The sequence below is a fragment of the Mycobacterium sp. NS-7484 genome, assembly GCF_001953975.1.
Taxonomy (GTDB): Bacteria; Actinomycetota; Actinomycetes; order Mycobacteriales; family Mycobacteriaceae; genus Mycobacterium.
Genome location: NZ_MBEJ01000074.1, coordinates 1 through 25813 on the forward strand (window position 1 = coordinate 1; position 25813 = coordinate 25813).

General features: G+C 67.8%; 22 protein-coding genes and 2 pseudogenes. 13 read left to right on the forward strand and 11 right to left on the reverse strand.

The features are described from left to right. Window positions 1–185 (reverse strand): MmpS family transport accessory protein (locus A5733_RS13140; protein ID WP_233152679.1); only part of this gene is annotated, 185 nt, incomplete at its 3' end. A gap of 115 nt (window positions 186–300) precedes the next feature. After that, window positions 301–759: pseudogene (locus A5733_RS28230) on the reverse strand (SAM-dependent methyltransferase); the annotation flags it as partial. Window positions 760–898: 139 nt separating this feature from the next. Here A5733_RS28230 and A5733_RS13150 point away from each other — a divergent pair. Beyond that, window positions 899–1474, forward strand: coding sequence for a TetR/AcrR family transcriptional regulator (locus A5733_RS13150; protein WP_076240431.1), 576 nt, complete (start codon window positions 899–901; stop codon window positions 1472–1474). A gap of 3 nt (window positions 1475–1477) precedes the next feature. Here the strand turns inward: A5733_RS13150 and A5733_RS13155 are convergent, their stop codons facing one another. Continuing rightward, complete coding sequence (locus tag A5733_RS13155) at window positions 1478–2938, reverse strand: hypothetical protein (RefSeq protein WP_076240432.1); 1461 nt, start codon at window positions 2936–2938, stop codon at window positions 1478–1480. A 136-nt stretch (window positions 2939–3074) separates the two neighbouring features. Here A5733_RS13155 and A5733_RS13160 point away from each other — a divergent pair, with 136 nt between their 5' ends. After that, complete coding sequence (locus tag A5733_RS13160; RefSeq protein WP_067770840.1) at window positions 3075–3521, forward strand: SPW repeat protein; 447 nt, start codon at window positions 3075–3077, stop codon at window positions 3519–3521. 169 nt (window positions 3522–3690) lie between these two features. After that, window positions 3691–6297 carry a LuxR C-terminal-related transcriptional regulator gene (locus A5733_RS13165; protein ID WP_076240433.1) on the forward strand — a complete coding sequence of 869 codons (2607 nt, stop codon included), beginning with the start codon at window positions 3691–3693 and terminating at the stop codon, window positions 6295–6297. A gap of 17 nt (window positions 6298–6314) precedes the next feature. Here A5733_RS13165 and ilvD read toward each other — a convergent pair whose 3' ends face one another. Beyond that, window positions 6315–8018 carry a dihydroxy-acid dehydratase gene (ilvD, locus tag A5733_RS13170; RefSeq protein WP_067770836.1) on the reverse strand — a complete coding sequence of 568 codons (1704 nt, stop codon included), beginning with the start codon at window positions 8016–8018 and terminating at the stop codon, window positions 6315–6317. A 233-nt stretch (window positions 8019–8251) separates the two neighbouring features. On the opposite strand from ilvD, the gene A5733_RS13175 reads away from it, so the two are divergent. Further along, window positions 8252–8557 carry a metal-sensitive transcriptional regulator gene (locus A5733_RS13175; protein WP_044514570.1) on the forward strand — a complete coding sequence of 102 codons (306 nt, stop codon included), beginning with the start codon at window positions 8252–8254 and terminating at the stop codon, window positions 8555–8557. Here the strand turns inward: A5733_RS13175 and A5733_RS13180 are convergent. After that, window positions 8554–8853: an MTH1187 family thiamine-binding protein gene (locus A5733_RS13180; RefSeq protein WP_076240434.1), complete on the reverse strand. Its 300-nt coding sequence runs from the start codon at window positions 8851–8853 to the stop codon at window positions 8554–8556. The two genes, A5733_RS13175 and A5733_RS13180, sit on opposite strands and share 4 nt — an antisense overlap. A gap of 140 nt (window positions 8854–8993) precedes the next feature. On the opposite strand from A5733_RS13180, the gene A5733_RS13185 reads away from it, so the two are divergent. Continuing rightward, on the forward strand, window positions 8994–10238 hold the full coding sequence (locus tag A5733_RS13185; RefSeq protein WP_076240435.1) for an MFS transporter: 1245 nt from the start codon (window positions 8994–8996) through the stop codon (window positions 10236–10238). Window positions 10239–10380: 142 nt separating this feature from the next. Next, a complete protein-coding gene (locus tag A5733_RS13190; RefSeq protein ID WP_076240436.1) occupies window positions 10381–11385 on the forward strand; it encodes a L,D-transpeptidase family protein in 1005 nt (334 codons plus the stop codon). Between the two features lie 57 nt (window positions 11386–11442). On the opposite strand, the gene A5733_RS13195 is transcribed toward A5733_RS13190, so the two are convergent. Beyond that, complete coding sequence (locus A5733_RS13195; protein WP_076240437.1) at window positions 11443–13425, reverse strand: M13 family metallopeptidase; 1983 nt, start codon at window positions 13423–13425, stop codon at window positions 11443–11445. A gap of 65 nt (window positions 13426–13490) precedes the next feature. Here A5733_RS13195 and A5733_RS13200 point away from each other — a divergent pair, with 65 nt between their 5' ends. Both A5733_RS13200 and A5733_RS13205 read left to right on the forward strand, forming a co-directional pair. Then, window positions 13491–14102 carry a hypothetical protein gene (locus A5733_RS13200; protein ID WP_076240450.1) on the forward strand — a complete coding sequence of 204 codons (612 nt, stop codon included), beginning with the start codon at window positions 13491–13493 and terminating at the stop codon, window positions 14100–14102. Then, entirely contained in the window at window positions 14099–14788 is a 690-nt protein-coding gene (locus A5733_RS13205) for a hypothetical protein (protein ID WP_076240438.1), read from the forward strand. Before A5733_RS13200 ends, A5733_RS13205 begins: the two co-directional genes overlap by 4 nt. Before the next feature lie 13 nt (window positions 14789–14801). Here the strand turns inward: A5733_RS13205 and A5733_RS13210 are convergent. Further along, window positions 14802–15257: pseudogene (locus tag A5733_RS13210) on the reverse strand (XRE family transcriptional regulator); the annotation flags it as partial. 416 nt (window positions 15258–15673) lie between these two features. Beyond that, window positions 15674–18532, reverse strand: a complete 2859-nt coding sequence (locus A5733_RS13215; RefSeq protein ID WP_067767938.1) for an MMPL family transporter — start codon at window positions 18530–18532, stop codon at window positions 15674–15676. Window positions 18533–18773: 241 nt separating this feature from the next. On the opposite strand from A5733_RS13215, the gene A5733_RS13220 reads away from it, so the two are divergent. The 4 genes from A5733_RS13220 (at window position 18774) to A5733_RS13235 (ending at window position 21959) form a co-directional block, all read left to right on the forward strand. Beyond that, window positions 18774–19325 carry a hemophore gene (locus tag A5733_RS13220; protein ID WP_067767941.1) on the forward strand — a complete coding sequence of 184 codons (552 nt, stop codon included), beginning with the start codon at window positions 18774–18776 and terminating at the stop codon, window positions 19323–19325. Window positions 19326–19456: 131 nt separating this feature from the next. Continuing rightward, entirely contained in the window at window positions 19457–19840 is a 384-nt protein-coding gene (locus tag A5733_RS13225; protein WP_067767943.1) for a heme-binding protein, read from the forward strand. A gap of 73 nt (window positions 19841–19913) precedes the next feature. Next, complete coding sequence (locus tag A5733_RS13230; RefSeq protein WP_197508229.1) at window positions 19914–20582, forward strand: response regulator transcription factor; 669 nt, start codon at window positions 19914–19916, stop codon at window positions 20580–20582. A 132-nt stretch (window positions 20583–20714) separates the two neighbouring features. After that, window positions 20715–21959: a sensor histidine kinase gene (locus A5733_RS13235; RefSeq protein ID WP_369806674.1), complete on the forward strand. Its 1245-nt coding sequence runs from the start codon at window positions 20715–20717 to the stop codon at window positions 21957–21959. Here A5733_RS13235 and A5733_RS13240 read toward each other — a convergent pair. The 3 genes from A5733_RS13240 to A5733_RS13250 are packed head-to-tail and all read right to left on the reverse strand — an operon-like array spanning window position 21947 to window position 24610. Continuing rightward, entirely contained in the window at window positions 21947–22312 is a 366-nt protein-coding gene (locus A5733_RS13240; protein WP_067767953.1) for a DUF3054 domain-containing protein, read from the reverse strand. The genes A5733_RS13235 and A5733_RS13240 overlap by 13 nt on opposite strands. Then, window positions 22299–23498: a M23 family metallopeptidase gene (locus A5733_RS13245; RefSeq protein WP_076240441.1), complete on the reverse strand. Its 1200-nt coding sequence runs from the start codon at window positions 23496–23498 to the stop codon at window positions 22299–22301. The genes A5733_RS13240 and A5733_RS13245 overlap by 14 nt, the downstream gene beginning before the upstream one ends. A gap of 8 nt (window positions 23499–23506) precedes the next feature. Continuing rightward, window positions 23507–24610, reverse strand: a complete 1104-nt coding sequence (locus A5733_RS13250) for a YbhN family protein (RefSeq protein WP_076240442.1) — start codon at window positions 24608–24610, stop codon at window positions 23507–23509. Between the two features lie 72 nt (window positions 24611–24682). On the opposite strand from A5733_RS13250, the gene A5733_RS13255 reads away from it, so the two are divergent. Next, window positions 24683–25795, forward strand: a complete 1113-nt coding sequence (locus tag A5733_RS13255; protein WP_067767962.1) for an AI-2E family transporter — start codon at window positions 24683–24685, stop codon at window positions 25793–25795. The last annotated feature ends 18 nt before the right edge of the window (window positions 25796–25813 follow it).

The following is a 25813-nucleotide window of genomic DNA, read 5'->3' on the forward strand; positions in this document are numbered from 1 at the left end:
TCGCCGTAGATCTCATAGACCACGACCTTGGGGTCGAACGGCTTGGTGTCATCGACCTTGGCGCTGGAGATGCCCGAGCCGTCGCCGGCGCCGAAGAACGTGCGCACCCGCATCACCGTGAAGCCGCCCACCACGACCACCGCGGTGATGATCAAAGGGATCCAGAACCGTTTCAGCAGCTTCATGTTCCCTGGTCGGCCTTTCGGAGGTCAGGTACGCGGTGACGTACCGGCTGGCTGCGAAGCTCCATCGCCACTTCGTGGTCATGTCGGCGTCGGCGGATTCCCAACAAGGGTCCTCCGCGTCGGCGTCCCCGCCGGAATCGTCCCGGAAGGGACTGGCCGACCTCTCCGAGATCAGCCTGCTGCCCGGCGTGCTGAGCGAGGTGATGTCGGCGACGAGCCGACACTGCTCGTGCAATGGGATGAAGGGTAGTACGCCTTCGGTGCTCCAGAGGGTGGGCCGCTCGGCGTCGAATCCGGCCCTGATCAGTGTGACGGGCCAATCACCGCTGATGGCGGCGGGCACGTTACGCACCGGAGCCGTCGGGGTGATACCCGTCACCGCATGGGTCTTGACGTCGATGATCGCCGGATCGTCGACGACGTAGACGGTGACCCCATCCGGCCAGGGCAGTTGGTAAGGGCGCGGATCCAGGTCGGAGGCGAGAAACACCACCTGGTCGATGCCCGTGTCGACGGCGGCCAGAAGGTAGGAGTCGAGGAGATCTGCGGCATCTGCCATGCATGCGCTCGGCATCAGCACTCCTCCCCGAAGGTTCCTTGCCGGATGTAAAGTGAAACTTATACAGTCGGCTAACTGCGATCAAGTTAGTTCGGCTATTGACACTGTGATTTAGCCCGCGTCTGGGTACGCTCGGCGCGACGGAGGGACGGCTGTGGCGAAGGCTGTTGCGCCGCGTGGCTTTGCGCGCGAACGAGTGCTCGAGGCCGCCCTCAGTTTGTTCGCCGAGCACGGGGTGAACGGCACGTCGCTGCAGATGATCGCCGATCGTCTCGGCGTCAGCAAGGCGGCCGTCTACTACCAGTTCCACTCGAAAGACGAGATCGCGCTGGCGGTCATCCAGCCGGTCTTCGACGACATGATGCGGTTGGTCCGGATCGCCGAGTCGATGTCGTCGCCGGATGCGCGGCGCGAAGCCGCGGTCAGCGGCATGGTCGATCTCGCCGTGCGGCACCGCCGGGTGACGGCCGTCTTCCACGGGGACCCGGTCATCGACGGTCTGGTGCAGAGTCGCGCCGAACTCCAGGACACCATCGAACGGCTCACCGGGATCCTGCTCGGGCCCCATCCCGACGCCACCGGCCGGATCTGCATGTCGGTGCTCGCCTCGGGTATCTACGGCAGTGCCACCGACCCCGAGCTCAACGACATCTCGGACGAGGAACTGCACCGGGTGCTGCTGGACTGCGCGCAACGACTGCTGCCGGCCGCCTCCACGTTGCGGGCCTGACGACTACCAACGGCAGGCGTCGGCGCCCCACCCCGAGTCCACCGCGCGGAAGGCGAGCAGATGCCGCTGCCACCACGGCAGAGGTGCGGTGAGCACGGGATCGGCCATCGCATCGTCCACCACGTGCGACACCCCGTCGTGCACATAGGCGATACCGATGCCGTCGAGGCCCGCATCCCGCCAGAGCAGCACACTGCGGCGTAACTCCAGCCACGGAATCCGGACCGGCGGGTCCTCCGACACCCAGCGGGCCTGGCGTCGCAGGTACGTCAGATCCCCGGGACGATCGGGCGTTTCCAGTCCGACCACGGTCACCGTGTCGCGTTGGTAGCCGACGAGTTCGAGGGCGCTCACCCCGGAAAGAAGGTGGTTGGTGGCGCCGTCCTCGGTGCGCAGGTTGGAGAACATCGAATAGTTCGCGACGGTCTTGAGCCCCAGATACGGTGTCAACCCGTTGACGAACGCCAGTACGGGCACCAACAGCAGCACGGCGGGCTGCAGGCGCCGGCCCACGGAGCGCGCCGCGGCCGCCGGCGCGGCGCGGTACTTCTGCAACACCGCATACATGACGGGGAAGACGGCGACCGCCCAGGTGAGCACCAGCAGGCTGTGCCAGGGCAGGCCCAGCGGGCTGTCCGGTGACTCGGCCGAACTCGACACCATGCTCAGCAGCACGTGCGCCGCAAAGCCGGTGAGCGCGACGACTCGCAGCGCGCGCCGTGGCTTCTCCGGCCGCTCTGTGGCGAACGCCTCCGCCGGGACCAGCAGCACATACACCGCGAAGACCACCGTGGCGAAGTCGTAGAAGGAGGCCAGCGCCAGTACCGAGTGGAATCCGACCCCGAGCAGCATGCCCCGGTAACGCCACCGTGGTACCGCCAGCAACACCAGAAGGGCCGCCTCGATCACCACCGTCGTGACCGCGACGAACTGTCCCACCACCGGCCCGGGCACCACACCGTCTGCCCCGTTGAGCCAGAAGAGCTGACCGAACAGCTCACCTCCGCACGAGGTCGCCGGCGTGAAATAGGCGGTGTTCAACTTGTCGAAGACCGTGAACAGATAGACCACCAGCAACACCAGGCCGACGGGGCTGCGCGCGCTCTGGAGCCAGCGGGTGACAAAGCTTCCGGGCCGGTCCGGGCTGCTGCGGTCCGCCAGGGCCCACACCGCGGCGCCGCCCAGGGCCAGGGCCACCAGCAGGCTCATCACCAGATGGTTCGATGCGGCCGGCAGGTTCAGCACGGCCACAACCGCCCCGGCGACCAGTGCCAGCCCGGTGGCGGCGACGGATCCGAAAAAGATCAGCGCCGGCAGGGCGGCCAGCAGGACCGGCAACACCGCTTGGGGCTGGCTGTCGGAGAAATGGAACACCAGGCCCATCGCGAAGAGCATCCCGAACCAGCCGAGTTGCTCACGGGCACCGGCATATTCGGCCGTCCCGGCGTTGCTGCGCCCGCGCATTGAAGACACTGTACCGGGGCGGATCCCTTGGCCGCCCAACCCGGCCGCCACAGCGCCGGCGTCGGCGTAATCTGGGAGGTGATGGATGGCTGCGGTAAGGCCCAAACGCCTTGCCGTGTAACGGAAAGGACAAGAGATGAGTACGGTCCATTCATCGATCGACCAGCACCCCGACATCCTGGCCCTGCGGGCCGGGTACGACCGGGTGGCCGAGTCGATGGCCGCCCAGATCACCTTCGGCCTGACGTTGCTGACGGCGATGTACGTCGCGTTGTCGCCGTGGATCGTCGGCTATGACGCCTTCGGCAGGCTGACCGTGAACGATCTGATCGTGGGCGGGGCGATCGCGCTGCTGTCGATGAGTTTCAGCTTCGCGCTGGACCGCGCGCACGGCATGACGTGGACGCTGCCCATTTTCGGTGTGTGGCTGATCATTTCGCCGTGGGTGTTCGTCAGCGGGCCGACGGCCGGAATGATCTGGTCGCATGTGATCAGCGGTGTACTGGTGATGCTGCTGGGCTTCAACGCGATGTACCTCGGGATGCGGGTGCGCAATACCGAAGTCCGCCACGCTACCCGGTAGACAGATCCGATAAAGACCGAGCCGACCGGTGCCCGGCCGGCCCGAGATTCGGTGTGCCCGGGGTTCTGCTCGCCCGACATTGCCCCGATTTGCGTCCGGTGCCGGGTTCTGCACCATATCCTGGGCAAACGACTTCCAGGACGGCGATGGCGGGTAACGAACTGCTGAGATGAAGCTGGCGGGGCGGGAAGAAGAACTGGCGGCGATCCGTCGTTCCCTTGGTGGGCCGGGCACCCATCACGGTGTGCTGATCGTCGGCAGTGCCGGTGTCGGCAAGACCCGGCTGGCCCGCGAAGCCCTCAGCCATGCCGCGGCGTCGGGGCTGCGCACCAACTGGTTCGTCGCCACCGAATCCGCGCGGGCCATCCCGCTCGGGGCGTTCACCGGGTCCATCAGCCAGAGCATGTGCGATCCGCTGCCCGACGTGCGCCGGGTGATCGATTCCTTCGTCACGCAACAACGCACCGGGAAGGTCGTCATCGGTATCGACGACGCACACCTGCTCGACCCGCTGTCCGCGCACGTCGTCCACCAACTCGCCCAGACTCGGGGCGTACGTCTGGTCGTCACCGCACGATCCGGCGGCCCGGAACCCGACGCGGTGACCGCGTTGTGGAAGGACAGCCTGCTCGATCGGATCGACCTAGAACCGCTGTCGATCACCGCGGCCACCACGTTGATCGAATCGGCGGTCGGTGGCCCGGTGGACAGCCGAAGTGCCCGACGGTTCTGGAAGCTCACCGGTGGCAATGCGCTCTATCTGCTGCAACTGGTCAAAGATCAGGTTGCGGCCGGGCAGATGCACCCATCCGCGGGGGTGTGGATGTGGAACGGCGATGTGGCTGTCTCCCAGAGCATCACCGACATGGTCGGCCGGCGGCTCGGCGAACTGAACCCTGGTATGGCGCTCGTGCTCGACACGCTCTCACAGTGCGAGCCGCTGAGCGTCGAGGTTCTCGACGATCTCGTCGAGCACGCGGACCTGGAGGCCGCCGAGCAGATGCATCTGGTCACCGTCGAGCGGGCCGGGCGCGAGCTGATGGCCACGCTGGCCCATCCGCTCTACGGCGAACTGCGCCGGGCCACCGCCGGTGAGATGCACTTGTCGCGCATCCGCGGCAGACTCGCGCAACGGCTGGCTCGCACGCCCGACGGGGACATGCGCGAGACCGTGCGACGCGCGCTGCTGGCGCTGCACTCCGACCTCCCGCCGGATCCGGATCTGTACCTGACGGCGGCGCGGTGCGCCGCGGTGCTGCTCGATCCCGATGCCGCAGACCGATTCGCCGCTGCCGCAGCCGAATGCGGCGCGCCCGCGGCCGCGCCGATGCGCGCCATGACGCTGATCCTGCTGAGCCGCGGTGAGGAGGCCGAGACGGTCCTGCGTGACATCTCCGCCGACGGCAAGCCCGATAGCCATCACTGGGCCACGGTGCGGGCGGCCAACCTGGCCTGGATGCTCGGCCGTCCACGCGACGCCGCCGCCATTCTGGAAAAGATCGCCGGCCCAACCGAAACCGATCAACAGCAGATGGAACGCCGGGCCATGCAGGCCTGCGTCGATGCCGTGCTGGGCCACTGCGTCAGCGCCGAGGAAAAGGCCAGGGCCGCACTGGAATACGATGGGCTACCGGACCTGCACGCCATGATGGCCTCGATCGCTCTGACGATGGCACTCGGTGCGCTGGGACACGTCGACGAGATCGACGATGTCGCGCAGCAGGCGATCGACCGGGCCCTCACCTCGTCTGAATCCTCCCCGATGCGGTTCTGGTTCGGCGCGGTCCACGGCCGCGCCTGCCGGCTGACAGGCCGGATCGACGAATGCGTGGCGATGGCGGCCCGGTTGGACGAGTCGGCACGTGAGGTCCCGGGCCTGGTGTATGCCAACCTTGCCTACCTGCTCGGTCATGCCGAACTGGTCCGCGCCGATCTGGGTACCGCCGTCAAGCACCTGCACGAGGCCTACGCCGGTGCCGAAACACATGACGTGACAACGGGTTTACGGGTGGCCAGCTGCTTCTCGCTGGCCGAGGCGCATGCCAAACTCGGTCAGGCCACCGAGGCGAAGGAGGCGTTGGCCCGGGCCGGTCGGCGGGTGCCCGACGACTACGTGTTCATGCACACCGCGATGTCGGTGGCCACCGGCTGGACCTTGGCCGCCGGTGGGGCGCTCACCGAGGCGATCGCCGTCGTGCGCGATGCAGGCGACAATGCCGCACGGTGTGCTCAGCCGACACATGAACTGGCGTGCCTGCAGGCCGCCGCCCAGTGGGGGGACAGCTCCGGGGCAGCGCGGGCGCGCGAGCTCGCCGAGACGCTGAAGTTGCCCCTGGCCGAGACGGTGGCCCGGCATATCGAGGCGTTAGCTGCCGATGACGGGGCCGGATTATTGGCTGCCGCAGAGGGTTACCGGGCGCTCGGTGACCGCGCGACGGCCGCCGATGCCACCGCACAGGCCGCCGTCGCCTTCGGCCGGCACGGCCAGGCCAAGCGCAGCGCCTATGCGGCCGCGGTCGCCAAGGAGAGCGCCGACGAATGCGGCGGACTGTGCACCCCGGCGTTGCGCAACCCTGCGGGCCAACCGCTGACGGGGCGCCAGCGCGAGATCGTCGAACTCGTGGTCGCCGGGTTGAGCAACAAACAGATCGCCGAACGGCTGGTGATGTCGGTACGCAGCGTCGAGGGACACCTGTACCGGGCCTGTCAGCGGGTGGGCGCCAGCTCACGTGAGGAGCTGGCCGCCATCATCCGGCGTGGCCCGATTCGGGAGTGACCGCGGCGCCGAAGGCGCTAGTTGCAGACGGCGCCGACCGCGGCCGACTGCACCAGCTTGGTGTACTTGGCCAGCACGCCGGTCTTGTAGCGCGGCGGCAGCGGCTCGAAACCGGCCTTGCGGGCCTCGAACTCGGCCTCGTCCACCAACACGTCCAGCGTGCCGTTGGCCACGTCGAGCCGGATCCGGTCACCGTCCTTGACGAACGCGATGGGCCCGCCGTCGACGGCCTCGGGGGCGATGTGCCCCACGCACAGGCCCGTCGTCCCGCCGGAGAACCGGCCGTCGGTCATCAGCAGCACGTCCTTGCCCAGCCCGGCGCCCTTGATGGCGCCGGTGATGGCCAGCATCTCGCGCATGCCCGGACCGCCCTTGGGGCCCTCGTAGCGGATCACCACGACGTCGCCGTGCGTGATGGTGCCGTCCTCCAACGCGTCCAGCGCGGCCCGCTCCCGCTCGAAAACCCTTGCGGTGCCTTCGAACACGTCGGAATCGAAACCAGCGGACTTCACCACGGCACCCTCGGGGGCCAGTGAACCGTGCAGGATCGTGATGCCGCCGGTCGGGTGGATCGGGTTGTTCATCGCGCGCAGCACCTTGCCGTCCGGGTCCGGCGGGGCGATGTGGGCGAGGTTCTCGGCCATGGTCTTGCCGGTGACCGTCAGGCAATCCCCGTGCAGCAGACCGGCATCCAGCAGCGCACGCATCACCACGGGCACACCGCCGATCTCGTCGACGTCCTTCATGACGTGCCGGCCGAACGGCTTCACGTCGGCCAGGTGCGGCACCTTGTTGCCGACCCGGGTGAAATCGGCCAGGGTGAGCTCGACCTCGGCTTCGCGGGCAATCGCCAGCAGGTGCAGCACCGCGTTGGTGGACCCGCCGAACGCCATCACCACCGCGATGGCGTTCTCGAAGGCTTCCTTGGTGAGGATGTCGCGGGCGGTGATGCCGCGGCGCAGCAACTCGACCACCGCTTCACCCGACTTGCGGGCGTACTCGCCGCGGCGCTTGTCGATCGCCACCGGCGAGGCGCTGCCCGGCAGGGACAGGCCCAGGGCCTCGGCCGCGCTGGCCATGGTGTTGGCGGTGTACATGCCACCGCAGGCCCCTTCACCGGGGCAGATGGCCCGCTCGATGATGTCCACGTCCTCGCGCGACATCAGGCCACGCACGCACGCGCCGACCGCCTCGAAGGCGTCGATGATCGTGACTTCCTTCTCGGTGCCGTCGGTCAGCTTGGCGATGCCCGGCATGATCGAGCCGTTGTAGAAGAAGACGCTGGCCAGATCGAGGCGGGCCGCGGCCATCAGCATGCCGGGGATCGACTTGTCGCAACCGGCCAGCAGCACGGTGCCGTCGAGGCGCTCGGCCTGCACCACGGTCTCGACGCTGTCGGCGATCACCTCACGCGAGACCAGGGAGAAGTGCATGCCCTCGTGGCCCATCGAGATGCCGTCGGACACCGAGATGGTGCCGAACTCCAGTGGGTAGCCGCCGGCCTCGTGGACCCCGGCCTTGACGTCCTGGGCCAGGCGCTGCAGCGACATGTTGCAGGGCGTGATCTCGTTCCATGACGACCCGACGCCGATCTGCGGCTTGACCCAGTCGTCGTCGCCCATACCTACCGCGCGGAGCATCCCGCGGGCTGCGGCCTTCTCCAGGCCGTCGGTGACGTCGCGGCTGCGGGGCTTGATATCGGGCTGGTCGGCAGGAGACATGCTGGTGATTATGCCCCTCGGTTAGTTAGCCGCCCAAATTCTTTCCAGAGCCCTACGACGCAGGTCAGCCGGTCCATTCCGTGGACTTGGTGGTGAGGTCGAGGCCCAGGAAGAACCCGGTCACCGTGCACACGATCGACACCGCGAGCCAGACCCACAACCAGCGGGCCAGGGAGGCTGCGACATCGCGTCGATCTTACATACCCCGGTGGGGTACCCGTATACTTTGAGCCATGGACGCGGCTGACAACTCGGGTGCACACGGCTACTCGGCGCAGAAGGAGAACTACGCCAAACGGCTGCGCCGGATCGAGGGCCAGGTCCGGGGGATCGCCAAGATGATCGACGAGGACAAGTACTGCATCGACGTCCTCACCCAGATCAGCGCCGTCAACAGTGCGCTGCAGTCCGTCGCGCTCGGCCTGCTCGACGAGCACCTGGGCCATTGCGTGACGCAGGCCGTCTCCGAAGGCGGCGATCAGGCCGAGGCCAAGCTGGCCGAGGCCTCGGCCGCCATCGCCCGCCTGGTTCGCTCCTAGTCGCCCAGCGCCTGCTCGATCCGCTCGACCTTGGCGGTGAGCTGCCCGGTATAGCCGGGGCGGATGTCGGCCTTGAGCACCAGGCTGACGCGCGGCGATACCGCGGCTACGACGTCGACGGCCTGTTTCACCACGGCCATCACCTCGTCCCAGTCACCTTCGATGTTGGTGAACATGGCATTGGTCTCATTGGGCAGCCCGGAAGCGCGCACCACCCGCACGGCTTCGGCCACCGCGGCGCTGACACTCCCGGACTCATCCCCACCGGACGGGCTGATGCTGAAGGCGACGATCACGACATCGATTGTGCGCCCGCGTTCGTAACGTGGTGGCGGTCGCCGGGGCGGAAATCCCGGCCTCAGGTTACGAACGCGGCCACGGAAGGCGCGCCGACGGACCGACTGGGCCTCGCTTGGCGTTACCGTGGGATTCCAGCATGACCTCCAGCGTCACCGGCGAATCGCTCGCCGCCCACACCAGTCCGTGGACACCGCGCGTTGCCCTGCAACTCGGGGCGCTGGCGGCCGCGGCGTTCGTCTATGTCACCGCCGAGATCTTCCCCGTCGGTGCGTTGCCGGCGATCGCCGGCGACCTGGACGTCAGCGAGGGTCTGGTGGCCACCCTGATGGCCGGCTATGCGCTGGTTGCCGCGCTCACGACGGTGGGTCTGGTCCGGCTGACCGCGCGGTGGCCGCGGCGCCGGACGCTGGTGGCAACCCTGGTGTGCTTGACGCTGTCGCAGGTGATCTCGGCGCTCGCGCCGAATTTCGCGGTGCTGGCCGGTGGCCGCGTGCTGTGCGCCCTGGCCCACGGTTTGATGTGGTCGGTGATCGCGCCGATCGGCGCCCGATTGGTTCCGGCCAGCCACGCCGGCCGGGCCACCGCGGCCGTGTATGTCGGCACCGGCCTGGCGCTGGTGGTGGGCACCCCGCTCAGCGCGGCGCTCAGCGAGATGTGGGGTTGGCGGCCGGGGGTCACGGTGATCGCCGTCGCCGCCGCTGCGGTGGCCCTGGCCGCCTGGGCACTGTTGCCGCCGTTGCCTCCGCTGACCGCCGCCGCAACGCCCGGCAGCCCGCACCGCCACGTGCGCAATCGCCGTCTGCTCCTCCTGTCGGCATTGACCCTGATCGGCGTCACCGGACACTTCATCGCCTACACCTTCATCGTGGTGATCATCCGCGACGTGGTCGGCATCCACGGCCCGCATCTGGCCTGGCTGCTGGCCGGTTTCGGCATTGCCGGTCTGGTCGCCATGGCGGCCATGGCGCGCCCTCTGGACCTGTGGCCCAAGGCGTCGGTACTCGGCTGCCTGGCCGCATTGGCCGCCGCGCTCGTGACGCTGTCGGCGTTGGGGATGGGCCATGTGTACGGGGCCGCCGCGGCGAGCCTGGGCGCGGTCGCGATGATCGTCTGGGGCGCCGCATCCACCGCGTTGCCACCGATGCTGCAGGCCTCGGCGATGCGCACGTCGCCGCGCGATCCCGACGGCGCCTCCGGCCGGTACGTCGCGGCCTTCCAGGTGGGCATCATGGGCGGTGCGCTGATCGGCGGCGGTATCTACGACCACGGCGGTGCTACCGCGACCGTCGGGGCCGCCGCGGTGCTGATCCTCGTCGCGATGTGCGGTGTCGCGTTGTCTCGGGGCGTGTTCGTGGTTTCCTACGCCACCAGCGAGAAGTAACACAAGATCATCCGGGAGCGATGAAACTCGCAGTTCAGCGCCGTGGGCTCGGTAGCTGCCGGAGAACGACGCCTTCTCGCGGCAGTAGCTGGTCATTGCGCTGTGAGACACTGGGACGAGTTGTGCTGTCTGGAGGTTACTCATGCCGAAACCGGCAAAACGTCGACTGATCACCGCTTTCCTGGCCGCTGGGCTGGTCGGCGGGTTGGTGCTCAGCCCATCCGCCTACGCGGACCCTGAGGTGCCGCCGGCACCCGTCGACCCCGCTGTTCCGGGTCCCCCGCCGGGCGCGTACATCCCCCCGCTGCCGGCCGACCCGATGGCCCCGTCGAGCACGTCCACCGGCCCGTCGGTGATCAACAACTACGGCGCCCCGGCGGTCCCGATCGAAGGCACCCCGGCCGGCCAGAGCACCGTCCCCTTCGAGGGTGAGCCGCCGTTCCTGCCGCCGTCGTTCAACCCGGTCAACGGGTCGATGGTCGGCGTGGCCAAGCCCATCTACATCAACTTCCAGCGGCCGATCGCCGACCGGCAGATGGCCCAGGACGCCATCCGGATCAGCTCGAACCCGCCCGTGCCGGGTCGCTTCTACTGGGTCACCGACACCCAGCTGCGGTGGCGTCCGCAGGACTTCTGGCCGGCCAACACCGTGGTGAACATCGACGCGGCCGGCACCAAGTCGAGCTTCCGGGTGGGCGACTACCTGGTGGCCACGATCGACGACAAGTCCAAGCAGATGGAAGTCATGCGCAACGGGAAGCTGGAGAAGACGTTCCCGGTGTCGATGGGCAAGCCCGACGGCAAGCACGAGACCAAGAACGGCACGTACTACGTGCTGGAGAAGTTCCCGGACATCATCATGGACTCGTCCACCTACGGCGTGCCGGTCGATTCCGCCGAGGGCTACAAGCTCAAGGTGCAGGATGCCGTCCGCATCGACAACAGCGGTGTGTTCGTCCACAGTGCGCCGTGGTCCACCGGTGACCAGGGCCGCCGCAACGTCAGCCATGGCTGCATCAACCTCAGCCCGGCCAACGCCCAGTGGTTCTACGACAACTTCGGCAGCGGCGACCCGGTGGTGATCAAGAACACCGGTGGCGGTTGGTACAACACGCCAGATGGCGCCTCTGACTGGCAGATGTTCTAGCAGAACGCCGATAGACAAAACCCCTGCCAATGGGCAGGGGTTTTGTCGTATGTGCGGTCAGTTCCAGATGCGCACGCGCTCGGCCGGTTCCAGATACAGCTCGTCGGAGTCGGTCACGTCGAACGCCTCGTAGAACGAGTCGATATTGCGGATGACGCCGTTGCAGCGGAACTCCGGCGGGGAGTGCGGATCGACCGCCAGCCGCCGGATCGCCTCGGCGTCACGGGATTTGGTGCGCCACACCTGCGCCCAGCCGAAATAGACGCGCTGCACTCCGGTGAGCCCGTCGATCACCGGGGCTTCCTGGCCCTTCAGCGACAGCTGATAGGCCAGCAGGGCGATGGACAGCCCACCCAGATCGCCGATGTTCTCACCGACCGTGAACGCGCCGTTCACGTGATGGGAGGCGTCCAGCCCGCGCGGGGTGAAGGTCTCGTACTGGTCGATCAAAGCCTTTGTGCGAACGCCGAATTCAGCACGATCGGCATCGGTCCACCAGTCCACCAGGTTGCCGTCACCGTCGTACTTGGCGCCCTGGTCGTCGAAGCCGTGGCCGATCTCGTGGCCGATCACCGCGCCGATCCCGCCGTAGTTGGCCGCGTCGTCGGCCTGGGCGTCGAAGAACGGCGGCTGCAAAATGGCTGCCGGGAAGACGATTTCGTTCATCCCGGGGTTGTAGTAGGCGTTGACCGTCTGCGGCGTCATGAACCATTCGTCGCGGTCCACCGGGCCGCCCAGCTTGGCCAGTTCCCGATCGGAGTTCACCACGTGACCGCGGCGGTAGTTGCCGTACAGGTCGTCGCGGGCAACCTCGAGCGCCGAATAGTCCTTCCAGCGGGCCGGGTAACCGATCTTGGGGGTGAACTTGTCCAGCTTCACGAGGGCCTTGGCCCGGGTCTCCGGCGTCATCCAGTCCAGCTCGTTGATGCTGACGCGGTAGGCCTCGCGCAGGTTGGCCACCAGTTCGTCCATCCGGGCCTTGGCCTCCGGCGGGAAATGCCGCTGCACGTACAGCTTGCCCAGGGAATCGCCCATCAGGCCCTCGACCAGCGACACCCCGCGCTTCCACCGGTCACGGTTCTGCTCGGTGCCGCTCAGGGTGCGGCCGTAGAAGTCGAAGTTCTCGGCCACCAGATCGTCGGTCAACAGCCCGGCCCGCGAGTGGATGACACGCCAGCGGGCCCAGGCCTTCCAATCCTGCAGATCCTCGCTCGACCACAGCGCGGCGAACGCCGTCACGCAATCGGGCTGGCGCAGCACCAGCTCGGCGACCTTCTCCGGGCTGGTGCCCAGGGCGTTCACCCAGCCGGTCCAGTCGAATCCGGGGGCGTCGGCGGCCAGGTCGGCGAACCGGCGCAGGTTGTAGGTCAGGTCCGCGTCGCGGCGCTTGACCACGTCCCAGTGCGCGGCGGCGAGCTTGGACTCCAGTGCGACGATGCGCGCCGCGACCTCGTTCTGGTCGGCTGTGTCGCCGTAGACAAGTGAGAACATCCTGGCGATGTGTCCCGGATAGGCGGCCAGGATCTCGGCGTGCTGCTCGTCGCGGTAGTAGGACTCGTCGGGCAGCCCGAGACCGCCCTGGCTCATGTGCAGCAGGTAGCGGGTCGAGTCCTTGGAATCGGTGTCGACGTAGACCCCGGCCCCTCCCGACACTCCGGTGCGCTCCAGACCGCCCAGCACCGCGGCCAGCGCATCGCTGTCGGTCGCGGCGTCGATCTGGGCCAGCTCCTCGAGCAGCGGGGCCAGGCCGCGCGTGGCGATGGTCTGCTCGTCCATGAAGCTGGCGTACAGATCACCGATGCGCTGCTCGTCGGTGCCCGGCTCGGCACCCGAGGCGGCGGCCTCGGTGATGATGTCGCGGATCTGCTCCTCGGCACGGTCGTGCAGCAGCCGGAACGCGCCGTCGGTGGCGCGGTCGGCGGGAATGTCGTAGTCGGTCAACCAGCGGCCGTTGACGTGGCCGAACAGATCGTCTTGCGGGCGGGCTTGCGGGTCGACATGGCTCAGGTCGATACCCGACTTGATGGCTTCTACCGTCACCCCGACATTCTTCCAGAAGGCCGCGGGTGCGCTGGGCCGGTTTTGCGGCCGGTACCCTCACGGCCATGCCCGAGGCGGACAGCAAGGACAGCAAGGACAGCAAGGACCGGCCTGACTCCGGCGGTGTCATCACCGGTTTCGGCTTCGCCTCGGCGGTCGCCGGTCTGATTGCCGTCGTCGCGGTGGTCCTCGGCGTGATGGTGTGGTCCGGGCATCGCAGCGAGACCGGCGAACGCGCGTACCAGACCAGGGTGCTGCGCACCGCCGTCGACTGGACGAACGTCTTGATCAACATCAACAAAGACACGGTCGAGGCCGGTATGCAGAAGCTGCGGGAGGGCACCGTCGGCCAGCTCAACGCCGACTTCGACGCCGCCGTGCAGCCCTACCGTGACCTGGTTCAGCGTCTGCAGGCCCGCACCACCGGCCAGATCGACTCCGTGGCCATCGAATCGCTGTACCACGCACCGCCGGGACCCGACGGCCGTCCGGCTGCGCCACCCGAAACCGGATTGGCCGGCATGGTGTCGCGCACCGACACCGTCCTGGTGGTGGCCACGTCGGTGAGCGAGAACGCCGGCACCGACAAACCTCAGACGGTGCGCTGGAACCTGCGACTCGACATCTCCGACGTCGACGGCACCCTGATGGTCTCCCGGCTGGAGCCGATCCGATGAGGAACCGGTTGCGGGTGCTGGCCTTCGACGTCGCCGCCCCGGTGGCCGCCATCGTGGCCCTGGTGTATCTCGGTGTGGCGCTGGGCTGGCCGCTGTGGTGGGTGTCGTTGTGCTCGGTGCTGTGCCTGCTGATCGTGCAGGGCGTCATCGTCAACATCGTGCTGGCGCGTCGCGACGGGGTGACGCTCGGCACCGACGACGACGCCCCGGGCCTGCGGTTCGCGGTGGCCGGAGTGGCCGCCGCCGCGCTGGTGGCCGCGGTGACGGTCGGTTACCTGCGCTGGACCGTGCCCGACCGCACCTTCAACAACGACCGGGACGAGGTGGTGCGCATCGCCAGCAGTGTCTCGGAGGCCACCGCCACCTTCAGCCCGCAGAGCCCGACGGCGTCGATCGACCGGGCCACCGCCATGATGTCACCGGACCGGGCCGGGCAGTTCAAGAACGAATTCTCCACGGTGGCAAAGGAATTGACCAGCAAGAACGTGTCGGCCACGGCCGCCACCATCTCGGCCGGGGTGGAGGCGCTTGGCCCACAGGTGGCCAGCGTGGCCGTGGTCATGCGTGGCACTCAGAGCGCGCCGGGCAAACCCACCGACAACGCGGTACTGGCGTTGCGGGTCGCCTTGAGCAAGGTCGACGGCCGTTGGCTCGTCGACAACGTGACCCCGCTGCACTCCCGCTGAGTGCGCCGGAAAGCTACTTCGCGGAACGCTGGGCGGCCAGCTTGGCGAACCGGTCGGAGAGCCGCTGCATGCGCAACAGCAGCGACGCCGGTGGGCTGACGGTGCCCTCCAGATAGTCGGCGAAGGACTCGTTGGACAACCCGGCGCGCGAGGCGAATTCGGGTGCCTGCAGTTCGGAGCGACGCAGCATGGCCTGGATCTGACGCGCCACCTCGGCCCGTTCGGTCGCCTCGAGGTGCTCACGGGTGCGCACCAGCACCTCCGACAGCGCCTTGGACACCCCGTACGGGCGGGCGGTCTGGAGCACCTCTTCAACCTGACGTGCCGTCCGGCCGTACGGATCCCGCTTGATCGCGGCGACGATGCGCTGCCAGACCGCCATGTCGTCGGTCTCCAGCGCGGCGCGGATCGCCGCGGTCGGCCAGTACTCGACCGGCCGGTCGTCGAATGCGGGTTGACGCTGCGGCGGCGTGGCCTGGCCCTGCCGCGGCTGTCGCGACGGGGACGGCTGCTGCTGCGAGCGCTGTACCTGTGTGCGTGGCGTCTGCGTTCCCTGCCCCTGTGTGCGTTGTCTGTTCGTGCTCTGTGCGGGAGCGCTCGACGCCGGAGTGCTCTGACCCGGCGTGCGTTGCTCCTGACTCCGTTGTACCTGGGCGGGCTGATTCTGGGGGCGTTGTGCCGAAGTACGTGGTGCGGAGTTTCGCTGCGCCGACGGGCGCGGCGTGGACGTGCGAGGGGTGGACGTGCGCGGGGTGGACGTGCGTTGGGCTTGAGGCCCCTGACCGCGCTGACCCGCAGGACGCCGCACGGATGACTGACCCGGCTGAACCTCGTCGCGACGGTTGATCCGCGCATCCCGCTGTTCCCGGACATCGGGGGCCAACGTCACTTCGCCTCCTCCAACATCGCTACCGCAACCGACAGGCAGCGCTGCCTGACTTTCTCCCACTCGGCAGCCGCATCCGGATCCGACAGCACGAAGTCGTGTTCGTCCGATGGTTGGGGGTCGGCCAGCCGGCGCACCAGCTGGGTGGCCACCCATCTGCTCTTCGGGTTCTGCCCACAGTAATACCGGTCCATGCCCGACAACACCAGAGCTGCGGTCTCGGTTTCTACCGACTCGACAAGATCAGCAAACTCTTCGAAGTCTTTGGTGCTGTTGCGGCACATGATGAGATAGCTCTTCAGCCGCAGGGTTTCGGCGCCGGTCGGGATCTGCAGCCGGTCACCGGTCGGCAGCTGGACGTTGGTGGTCTCCACCGGGCTGAGCCGTTCCACGGGTGCGCGGTCGGCGTCGGCCTCGGTCTGCAGAGCATCCACGGCTACCGAAAGCCGGCCCCGCCACATGGTCACCGGATGCACCCCGGGGCACCGCTTCGGGCCGCCGGGGCGGCGGGCTGCCAACCGGGAGGAGGGTTTGCTGCACCCACTGAACGCCAGCGGGTCGGTGACGGTGATGGTCTGTGGCGCAAGGTGTTTCATCTTCGCGGCAGTCCGCACCATCATGCGCAGATCGGCTCCGCTCGGTCCCAGCGCCGAGATGTCGTCGGGGATGATCACCAGATCGGTGACCTCGACCTTGGGCAACGGCTTCTCGAAATCCACCTCGGGCAACAACCGGTCCAGCCAGTGCGGCAGCCACCAGTTCCACTCGTCGAACATCGCCATCAGGGCGGGCACCAGGACCAGTCGCACCACGGTCGCGTCGACGGCGATCGCCACCGCGCAGGCCACCCCGAGTTGCGCCACCAACGGCATGCCGGCAAATGCGAAGCCGATGAACACCGCGATCATGATCAGCGCGGCGCTAGTGATGGTCCGCGCGCTGGTGCTGACCCCGTAGGCAACCGCATCGCGGGTGTTGTTGGTCTGCAGGAACCGCTCCCGAATCCGGGTGAGCAGAAAGATCTCGTAGTCCATCGACAGACCGAAGGTCATCGCCAGGACCAACGGCGGGATCGTGCTGTCGAGTGAGCTGAGCTTCTGGAATCCGAGCCCCTCGAACCAACCCCACTGGAAGACCACCACCAGGCTGCCGTAGGCCGCGGCCACCGACAGCACGGTCATCAGCACACCCTTGAGGGCCAGCACCACCGAGCGGATCGACACCAGCAGCATGACGAACGCGATCAACGCCACGAACACGAACACCAGCGGCTGGGTCGCCGAGACCCGGTCGTCGAAGTCCTTGATCAGCGCGGTCGGACCGCCCACGTCGATCCGCGCGTCGGGCCCGGCAGCCGCGGGCAGCTTCTCGCGCATCCAGTCGATGGCGTCGCGGGCCGCCAGATCCTCCGGGTCCACCGACAACACCGCCGACAACAGCGCGGCGGTGTTGTTGTCGGAGAACGACGGCGGCTGCACCGACACCACATGCGGCGCCTTCGTCATCTCCTGGCGTACCGCGTCGAGCGTGGCGCTGCCTGCAGCATCCGAAGCGGTCCCCTCCGGGAACGTCACGAGCACTCGCACCGGGCCCAGCGCGCCCGGCCCCAGGGCCTCGGCGGCGGCATTCACGCCGCCGCGGATCTCGTGGGTGGGCTCGAACTGGCGCTGCATGCTGTTACCCAGCACCATGCCGAACGCCGGCGCGGCCAGGATCAGCAGCAGCGTCGTCGCGCCGAGGGCCGAGGCCCACGGGCGACGCATCACCGCGCCCGTCCACCTGGTCCAGAACCGTGACTGGCTGGCCTCGGCGCGCCGCGACCAGTGCAGGTACGACGAGCGTTTCGCCGCGGCCTTGCCGAAGGTGGCCAGCACCGCCGGGGTCAGCGTGGTCGACGTCAACACTGCGACCGCGACGGCCAGGATCGCGCCGGTGGCCATCGACACCAGCACCGGGGTGTTGATGAGGTAGATGCCGGTGACCGAGGCGATCACGGTGAGCCCCGACAGGGCCACCGCCAGACCGGACGTGGCCATCGCCGCGTCGACGGCATCGGCCGGGTCACGGCCGGCGCGCAGCTCCTCGCGGTACCGCATCAGGATGAACAGCGAGTAGTCGATGGCCAGGGCGATGCCGAACATCGACACCGTCGAGGTGACGAACACGCTCATCTGCGTGTACATCGACAACAGATAGACCAGCCCCATGGTCACCACGACCGTGCAGACGCCGAGCACCAGCGGCAGCGCCGCGGCGGCCAGCGAGCCGAACACCGCCAGCAGCACGATCAGCACGATCGGCAGGTTCCACTTCTCGGCCGCGGCGATGTCGTGTTTGGTGGCCTGGGTGGCCGCCGCACCGAGCGCGCCCTGCCCGATGACGTAGAACTTGACCTTGCCGTCCTCGCTCTCGCCCGGCTCCTCGCCGTGGATCCCGACCTTCTGGCGCAGTTGCTTGGCGACATCCACCGCGCCGGTGTTGTTGAAGTCCAACTGCAGCGTGACGACGTAGGGCCGGTCCGGCTGCGGCGCGGGCTGCTGCGGGTTCGGCACGATCTTGACGCTGGGTACCTCGCCGGCGACCTTCTCCAGCCACTTCACTGCGGCGTTCATGTCCTCGAACGAGGCGTCGGCCCGGGGGGAGGCGATCAGGGCAAGCGGCGAGGCGCCCTGGTCGGGGAAATGTTCCTCGAGTTGCCGCTGGACGTGGAGCGACTGCGAACCCTCGACGTCGAAACCGCCGCCGGTGAGGTTCGACGACTGGTTGATCGCGAGGTAGATCGAGGGCACCAGGAGCAGCAACCACGTCGCGAAAACCGCCCAGCGGAATCTGCGCAGACTGCTGCTCAAGCGCATCATGAACTGCTGGATTCGAGGTCCCCGCTTTCTCGGTTAGGCCTGGTCGGGCGTGTCCTGGCCAGCGTCAGCGTGAGCGTACCCCCACCGGGGTAATGTGGCCCGCCCTCTTCGCGTTCTGAAATCGCACTGAGATATCCGTAGCGTTACCTGTGCGCGGCTAACGTACGCGCGCCGTCCGGCGACATAGCTGAGGACGACCCTGGCTGACGTGTGCGCCGGGGCCAACGCTTAAGGAGTCTCCATGAAACCGACCAACGGTGGCTTGCGCCGCAGTCTGGCCGTCGCCCTCGCGGTGACCGGAGGAGGCGGTGCCATGGTGGCCGCGCTGCTGGTGCCGTCCGCCACTGCGGCCACCGATCCCTGTGCGGCCAGTGAGGTCGCCCGCACCGCGGGCAGCGTGGCCACCAACATCGGCAACTATCTGGACAAGCATCCGCAGACGAACCAGGCGTTGACCACCATCAGCCAACAGCAGGGCGGTGCCCAGTCGCTGGCAGCTCTGAAGACCTACTTCGACGCCAACCCCCAGGCCGCCAAGGACATGCAGCAGCTACAGCAACCGCTGGCCAACCTCGGGAGCCGGTGCAAACTGCCGATCAGCCTGCCGCAACTGATGGGTTTGGTGCAGGCCACCCAGCAGGGCGGCGCGGCCACCGGTTTGCCCGCCGGGGTGCCCTCGGCGCAGAACGTCGGGGTGCCGGCCGCGGCGGTGCCGGTGCAGTCTTCGCCGGCATCGGCGGTCACGTCGGGCTCGGGGCCGCTTCCCGGCCCCGCCGCCGCGGCCACTCGCTGAACTGCAGTTTCGCGGTGTGACGCGACAGGATGGGCGCAAGGCAGGAAACTGGTGACGGATTCTGATTAGCTTTTCCCCAGCCGTTAACCGTTTGGGGTTACGGCCTTCCCATCCGATGAAGGAGCTTGACCATGTTGCTCTCGGCCCGTAATGCGCGGCGTGTGGTAGCTGGCGTGGCCGGTGCCGGCGCGGTAGCCGGTGCGATGCTGTTCGGCGCGATTCCGTCGGCCCTGGCCGACGACCCGGCGAACAACCCTCCCAACTGCAGCGCTGCCGATCTGGCCGGCGTGGCTGCCGGGGTGTCCGCATCCACTTCGGCCTACCTGTTCACCCATCCCGATGTGAACTACTTCTTCACCAGCCTGGAAGGTCTCCCGCGCGAGGAGGTCAAGACCAAGGTGCACGACTACCTGGAGGCCAACCCTCAGACCAAGGCCGAGCTGACCGGTATCCGCCAGCCGCTGGTGGATCTCAAGAATCGCTGCGGCGCAGCTCCGGCTCCGTCGATCCCGTAACCGCGTGCGGGTGGAGACAACCCCCGCCGGCGGCGAAGAAGCGGTGAGCGAGAGCGTCAACCGCACGGTGTTGATGGTCGACGACGACCCGGATGTACGTACTTCGGTTGCCCGCGGTTTGCGGCATTCGGGGTTCGACGTCCGGGTCGCGGCGTCGGGCAAGGAGGCACTGCGTCTGCTGTCGAACGAGTCGCACGACGCGCTCGTGCTCGACGTGCAGATGCCCGAGCTCGACGGCGTGGCCGTGGTCACGGCGCTCCGCGCCCTGGGCAACGAGATCCCGATCTGTGTGCTGTCGGCGCGCGACACCGTCAACGACCGCATCGCGGGTTTGGAAGCCGGCGCCGACGATTACCTGACGAAACCGTTCGATCTGGGCGAGCTGGTGGCCCGGCTCAATGCCCTGCTGCGCCGGGCCAGTCTGGGCGAACGTCCGTCGGACACCATGACCGTGGGTGCACTGACGATCGATACCGCCCGCCGGTTGGTGTTCGTCAACGGCGATCGGGTGGATCTGACCAAGCGCGAATTCGATCTGCTGGCCGTGCTGGCCGAGAACGCCGGGGTGGTGCTGTCCCGGCAGCGGCTGCTGGAACTGGTGTGGGGTTACGACTTTGACGTCGACACCAACGTGGCCGACGTGTTCATCTCATATCTGCGGCGCAAGCTCGAGCGTCCCGACGTGCCCCGGGTGATCCACACCGTCCGCGGGATCGGGTACGTGTTGCGGGAAGATGCGTGAGGGCCGCGTGATCGAATCCGTGAGAACCGGGGTCAGGTGCGGCTTTTCAGCTTGATCCGGTCGGCATCGTTGCGCACCAGAGTCGCGGTGGCCTCGGCGCTGGCGGCCGCGGCGGTGGTGGCGGTGTTCACCATGCTGACCTCGGTGGTGCTGGCGAACAACGACTCCGCGCAACTCGACCGTCGGCTCGACTCGATCGTCGACGCCAGCATCAGCCCGCAGAACCTGGCCGATCCGCGGCGCGGAGTGTTGACGACGGGGCGTTCGCGTTCCACCGGGCAGGTGGTGTTCCAGCGGGGCTTCCAACTTCCGTCGCTGCCGCCGGGTACCGAGACCGTCGAGGTCAACGGGGTCGACTACCGGGTACGCACCGTGCCGCTGGAGCAGCAGGGCGGGGTGTTGATGTCCATCGGTATCCGCGCCGACAGTATCTTGTTGAGCCCCAACCGAATTCCGCTGTACACCGGCATCGGGGTGGTCACCGTGCTGGTGGCGGGCATGCTGGGTTGGCTGCTGGCCGGACCGGCCATCCGGCCGCTGCGCAAACTCACCGAGCACACCTCCAAACTGGACAGCGGCACCGAGACGATGCCGCGGGTCCGCGGCGTGCGCGAGGCCGAGGATCTGTCCGAGGCGATGGCGGGCATGCTCACCCGGCTGGCCGCCGCGCAGCGCGCCACCACCAATTCCCTTCAGGCGGCCCAGGATTTCGCCGCCAATGCCGCACATGAACTACGTACGCCGCTCACCGCGATGCGTGCCGACCTGGACACCCTGCGAATCCACAACCTGCCCGAATCCGAGCGCGACGAGGTGGTCGCCGACCTGTCCCGAGCGCAGCGCCGGGTGGAGGCCATCATCACCGCACTGGGCCAACTCGCATCCGGACAATTGGCCCAGGCCGAGGACCGCGAACTGATCGACATCACCGATCTGCTCGACCGGGTGGTCCGGGAGAACACCCGGGTGGGCGGGACGGTGCGGTTCGACGTGCACGTCGAGGACGACGTGGGCCTGGTGCTGGGCTGGCCCGGTGGCCTGCGTATCGCGGTGGACAACCTGGTGCGCAACGCGATCGTCCACGGCGAGGCCACCCGGGTGGTGCTGACCGCGCACCGCAGCGACGGCATGCTCGTCATCATCGTGGACGACGACGGCCGCGGCCTGCCGGCCGAGGAACATCAGACCGTACTGGGCCGATTCCGTCGGGGCAGCACCGCGATGGCGGGTGGCTCCGGGCTCGGACTGGCCCTGGTCGCACAGCAGGCCCAGCTGCACGGCGGCGAGATCAGGTTGTCGGACGGGCCGCTCGGTGGGTTACGCGCGACGCTGACCCTGTCGACGTCCCCGCCCGATGGTCCGGCTCAGGCCGATTGACGACGCCGCAACCCACTCACCACTGCGCGCCAACCGAGCAACAGCACCGCCGTGGTCAGGGAGGCGACCACGATGAAGCTGACGGCCACCCCGGCCGAGGTCAGTTTGCGCAACACCATCCCGACCACCACCGTGCTGATCCACACGATGAGCCCGGTGGGCGCCAGCGACGTCGGCTTTTGCCAACCGCGGGAGAGCAACCAGCCCACCACGGTTCCGGTCAGAAACGGCCAGGCGGTCTCGGCGATCCCGGCCACGGTCAGGCCCTCGGCATGGCTGCGTCGTCCGATGGTGCAGAACACCACCACGCAGATCAGGTCGGTCAGCAGCGCCGGCAGGCTAGCCCGTCGCATAGGTCATCACGTCTCCTACCAGTGGGCTGACATCCGACTGGTCGCGCACGGCGAAGCCCGGTTGCCGTGCGGCCGGTTTGCCGTCGAAAAGCGCGTCGGCCGCGCTCAGCGACGTCAGCCGGGAATCCAGCCGGAACGATGTGAAGGTAAATGGTAAGCCATTGGACGCCAACGGATCCGGACCGTCCATCACATGGAAGTGCAGGTGCGGCGCGTCCGAGTTGCCGGAATTGCCCAGGGCGCCGATCACCTGACCGCTGCTGAGGGTGTCGCCGGGCTTGACCTTGAGGCTGTTCGGCTGCAGGTGTGCGTAGAAGGCGTAGTTGCCGTCACCGATGTCCTGCACGATGTGGTTTCCGCCGTACTGCGCCAAGGTGAGCCCTTTCGGCGTGACCCCGGGCACCTGCTCGGGTAAACCGTCGAGCACCGCCACCACCGGGCCGTCGGCCACCGCGTGGATCTCGGCGCCGAAGTAGGGGTAGCTGTCCACCTTGGCCCGGTCGCCGGTGGACAGTCGTCCGTCGGCGCCGAGCTGCACATAATCGATCGCGAAACGTTCTGCGGCCCAAACTTTTCCGTTGATCGGGTTGAGGGCCATCCGATGTGGCGTCATATCACAGCACCCGTTGGCGTTCACCCAGTTGTCCCCGCTCAGCGGCGGGGAGATCGACACCGGCTTGCGGGTCTGCACCGCCACCGGCGCCACCGGCTGGGTCAAGGTCGGCCCGACGAGCGGGGGCATCGGCCGGGCCACGGCGATCTCGATCTCGTGGCTGAGCTCGGTGGGCACCTCCGACGGGTTGTCGGCGACCACGTCGAGCCACACGTAGGCGCTCTGGCCGGGGCTGAGCACGTTGGTGCCGACCGCGGAGTTGCCCACCGCCCTGGTCCAGTACTTGAGGCTGTCACCGGGCAGGGTGAGCAATCTGCGATCGCCCGTCACCGCGCTCAGCGAGTTCAACGTGACGTTGCTCGGTGAGGTGTTGGTCAACATCAACTCGTACGCCAGATGAGTGCGGCCATCGGTGGCGGCTACCGGAACCGGTTCGGCCAGAACCTGTCCCACCACCGGGGTGACCATCGGCGGCGGAGTACTGGTCGTGGTGGACTCCGGCGGCGGAGCCTCTGCCGATGAACACCCGGCCAGGGTCAGAGCCAGCACTGCCAACGGGTACCGGATCCGCATGGAATCTCCTAGGGCTCGGGGTGGGGGTTCGGGGAGCTCGTCGGGTCGGTCTCGGTGTCGGTCTCGGTGTCGGGATCGATGTCCTTCTCGGTGCGGAACATGAAGAAGAACACCACCCAGCCGATCGCGGAGATGAAGATCCAGCTGACCAGCCGGTAGATGAGCATGGCCGAGATGGCCGCGGCCAGAGTCATTCCGGAGGACACCAACCCCGGCACCAGCACGGCTTCCACCACCAGCAGGCCGCCGGGCATCAACGGGATCGACCCCACCGCGCGGGCGGCGGCATAGGCGACGGTGACGCCGGCCAATGACGGATGGCCGCCGGCGGCGTAGCAGGCGAACGCCAGGCAGGCCACGTCGGCGACCCAGTTGAACATCGACCAGCTGAACGCCACCGTGAGGTCACGTCGGCCCAGGCTGACCGACTCGAGCTGGCGCAGGATCTCCCGCCACTTCTCCAGTCCGGTGTCAGCGGGCTTGCCGCGCAACGAGTTCGCCCACGACAACACCTTGGCCCCGATGCCGTCGATCAGTTCCGGTCTCGTGGCCACCGCCTGGGCCAGCAGGATGATCGCCAGGAAGGCGCCGAGCGAAAAGATCAGTGACAGCGGGTTTTTGGAGGCACCGAGCATCAGTGCGCCGCCCAGGCCCAGCAGCGCCAGGCCGACGACCTGCAGCACGCCCGACATCACCAGCTGCCAGGAGGCCACCAATGGCGAGGCGCCCCAGATACGTTGCTGGCGGTAGACGAACGTGGCCGAGAGCACCGGCCCACCGGGCATCGTGGTCGACAGTGCGTTGCCCGCGTAGAACGCCGCCTCCGAACGCCACTGTCTGACGGGCACGCCCGCAGAGCGCAGCAGGGTCCGCTGGATCTGGGCGAAGCTGTGCATCGAGGCCATCGCTGCGCCCACCGCCGCCAGCACCCACCAGCCGTTGGCCGTCAACAGGCTGCGCCACGCCTTCGCCAGCTGGTCCCAGACCAACGTCACCTCGACGGCGAGCACCGTGACGGCGAGGGCGATGACCACCCATCGCACCCACCAGTACCTGCCGCGCGTAGAGCCGGCCCGGGCCCGGGCAGTATCGGCCGGCGCGTCCTGTGACACGCTCTACAGGGTAACCGTGCAGGTAATCACGACATCGCCGGTTCTGACGGCGCGCCGCATTACGCTACCGACATGTCACCGGATCCCGTTGCTGATGAGGCCGTCACGCCGTTCGTCCGCAAGGTTGCCGCTTGGTCATGGCGCCTGTTGGTCATTCTGGCCGCGATTGTGGCGTTGCTATGGCTGGTCAAGCACCTCGAAGTGATCGTCGTGCCGGTCGCGCTGGCGACCATGGTGGCGGCGTTGCTGCTACCCGCGGTGGATTTCATGGACCGTCGCGGGGCGCCGCGCGGCGCCGCGGTGGCCCTGGTGTTGCTGGCCAGTTTCGCGGTGGTGGGCGGCATCCTGAGCTTCGTCATCTCCCAATTCATCGAGGGCGCACCGCAACTCGTCGAGCAGGTGACCCGAAGCATCGACGGGGTGCGTAACTGGCTGATCAACGGTCCGCTGCAGTTGAGCAAGGAGCAGATCGACCAGGCCGGCAACACCGCCATCGAGGCGTTGCAGCGCAACCAGGAGAAGCTCACCACTGGAGCGCTGTCCACCGCGGGCACCCTCACCGAACTGCTCACCGGTGCCCTGCTGGTGCTGTTCACCTTGATCTTCCTGCTGCAGGGCGGCCGCAACATCTTCGCGTTCGTCACCAAGGTGTTCCCGAGCCATGTGCGGGAGCGGGTCCGCGACGCCGGCAGGGCCGGTTTCCATTCGCTGGGTGGTTACATGCGGGCCACATTCCTGGTGGCCCTCGTCGATGCGGTCGGTATCGGCACCGGCCTGGCCATCATGGGCATCCCGCTGGCGTTGCCGCTGGCCTCCTTGGTGTTCCTGGGTGCGTTCATCCCGCTGGTCGGTGCGGTGGTCGCCGGATTCCTCGCGGTGGTGGTGGCACTGCTGGCCAAGGGCTTCATCTACGCCCTGATCACCCTCGGTCTGATCATCGCCGTGCAGCAGCTGGAAGGGCACGTGCTGCAACCGCTGGTGATGGGCCGCGCGGTGTCGATCCATCCGCTGGCGGTCGTGCTCGCCATCGCCGCCGGCGGTGTGCTCGCCGGCATCGTGGGCGCGCTGCTCGCGGTGCCCACCGTGGCCTTCATCAACAGCGCCACGCGCATCCTGCTGGCGGAGAACCCCGAAGACGTGGAGGCCCAATTGGAGGAATCCGAGGGCGTCGTTATCGAGGAGTAGCGGTCGACCGAGAAGGCC

Bases quoted from the DNA above. Each gene is read 5' to 3' on its own strand.
- A5733_RS13155 (WP_076240432.1), bottom strand. From the start codon at position 2,938: ATGCGCGGGCGCAGCAACGCCGGGACGGCCGAATATGCCGGTGCCCGT.
- A5733_RS13160 (WP_067770840.1), top strand. From the start codon at position 3,075: ATGAGTACGGTCCATTCATCGATCGACCAGCACCCCGACATCCTGGCC.
- A5733_RS13165 (WP_076240433.1), top strand. From the start codon at position 3,691: ATGAAGCTGGCGGGGCGGGAAGAAGAACTGGCGGCGATCCGTCGTTCC.
- ilvD (WP_067770836.1), bottom strand. From the start codon at position 8,018: ATGTCTCCTGCCGACCAGCCCGATATCAAGCCCCGCAGCCGCGACGTC.
- A5733_RS13175 (WP_044514570.1), top strand. From the start codon at position 8,252: ATGGACGCGGCTGACAACTCGGGTGCACACGGCTACTCGGCGCAGAAG.
- A5733_RS13185 (WP_076240435.1), top strand. From the start codon at position 8,994: ATGACCTCCAGCGTCACCGGCGAATCGCTCGCCGCCCACACCAGTCCG.
- A5733_RS13190 (WP_076240436.1), top strand. From the start codon at position 10,381: ATGCCGAAACCGGCAAAACGTCGACTGATCACCGCTTTCCTGGCCGCT.
- A5733_RS13200 (WP_076240450.1), top strand. From the start codon at position 13,491: ATGCCCGAGGCGGACAGCAAGGACAGCAAGGACAGCAAGGACCGGCCT.
- A5733_RS13205 (WP_076240438.1), top strand. From the start codon at position 14,099: ATGAGGAACCGGTTGCGGGTGCTGGCCTTCGACGTCGCCGCCCCGGTG.
- A5733_RS13215 (WP_067767938.1), bottom strand. From the start codon at position 18,532: ATGATGCGCTTGAGCAGCAGTCTGCGCAGATTCCGCTGGGCGGTTTTC.
- A5733_RS13220 (WP_067767941.1), top strand. From the start codon at position 18,774: ATGAAACCGACCAACGGTGGCTTGCGCCGCAGTCTGGCCGTCGCCCTC.
- A5733_RS13225 (WP_067767943.1), top strand. From the start codon at position 19,457: ATGTTGCTCTCGGCCCGTAATGCGCGGCGTGTGGTAGCTGGCGTGGCC.
- A5733_RS13230 (WP_197508229.1), top strand. From the start codon at position 19,914: ATGGTCGACGACGACCCGGATGTACGTACTTCGGTTGCCCGCGGTTTG.
- A5733_RS13235 (WP_369806674.1), top strand. From the start codon at position 20,715: ATGCTGACCTCGGTGGTGCTGGCGAACAACGACTCCGCGCAACTCGAC.
- A5733_RS13240 (WP_067767953.1), bottom strand. From the start codon at position 22,312: ATGCGACGGGCTAGCCTGCCGGCGCTGCTGACCGACCTGATCTGCGTG.
- A5733_RS13245 (WP_076240441.1), bottom strand. From the start codon at position 23,498: ATGCGGATCCGGTACCCGTTGGCAGTGCTGGCTCTGACCCTGGCCGGG.
- A5733_RS13255 (WP_067767962.1), top strand. From the start codon at position 24,683: ATGTCACCGGATCCCGTTGCTGATGAGGCCGTCACGCCGTTCGTCCGC.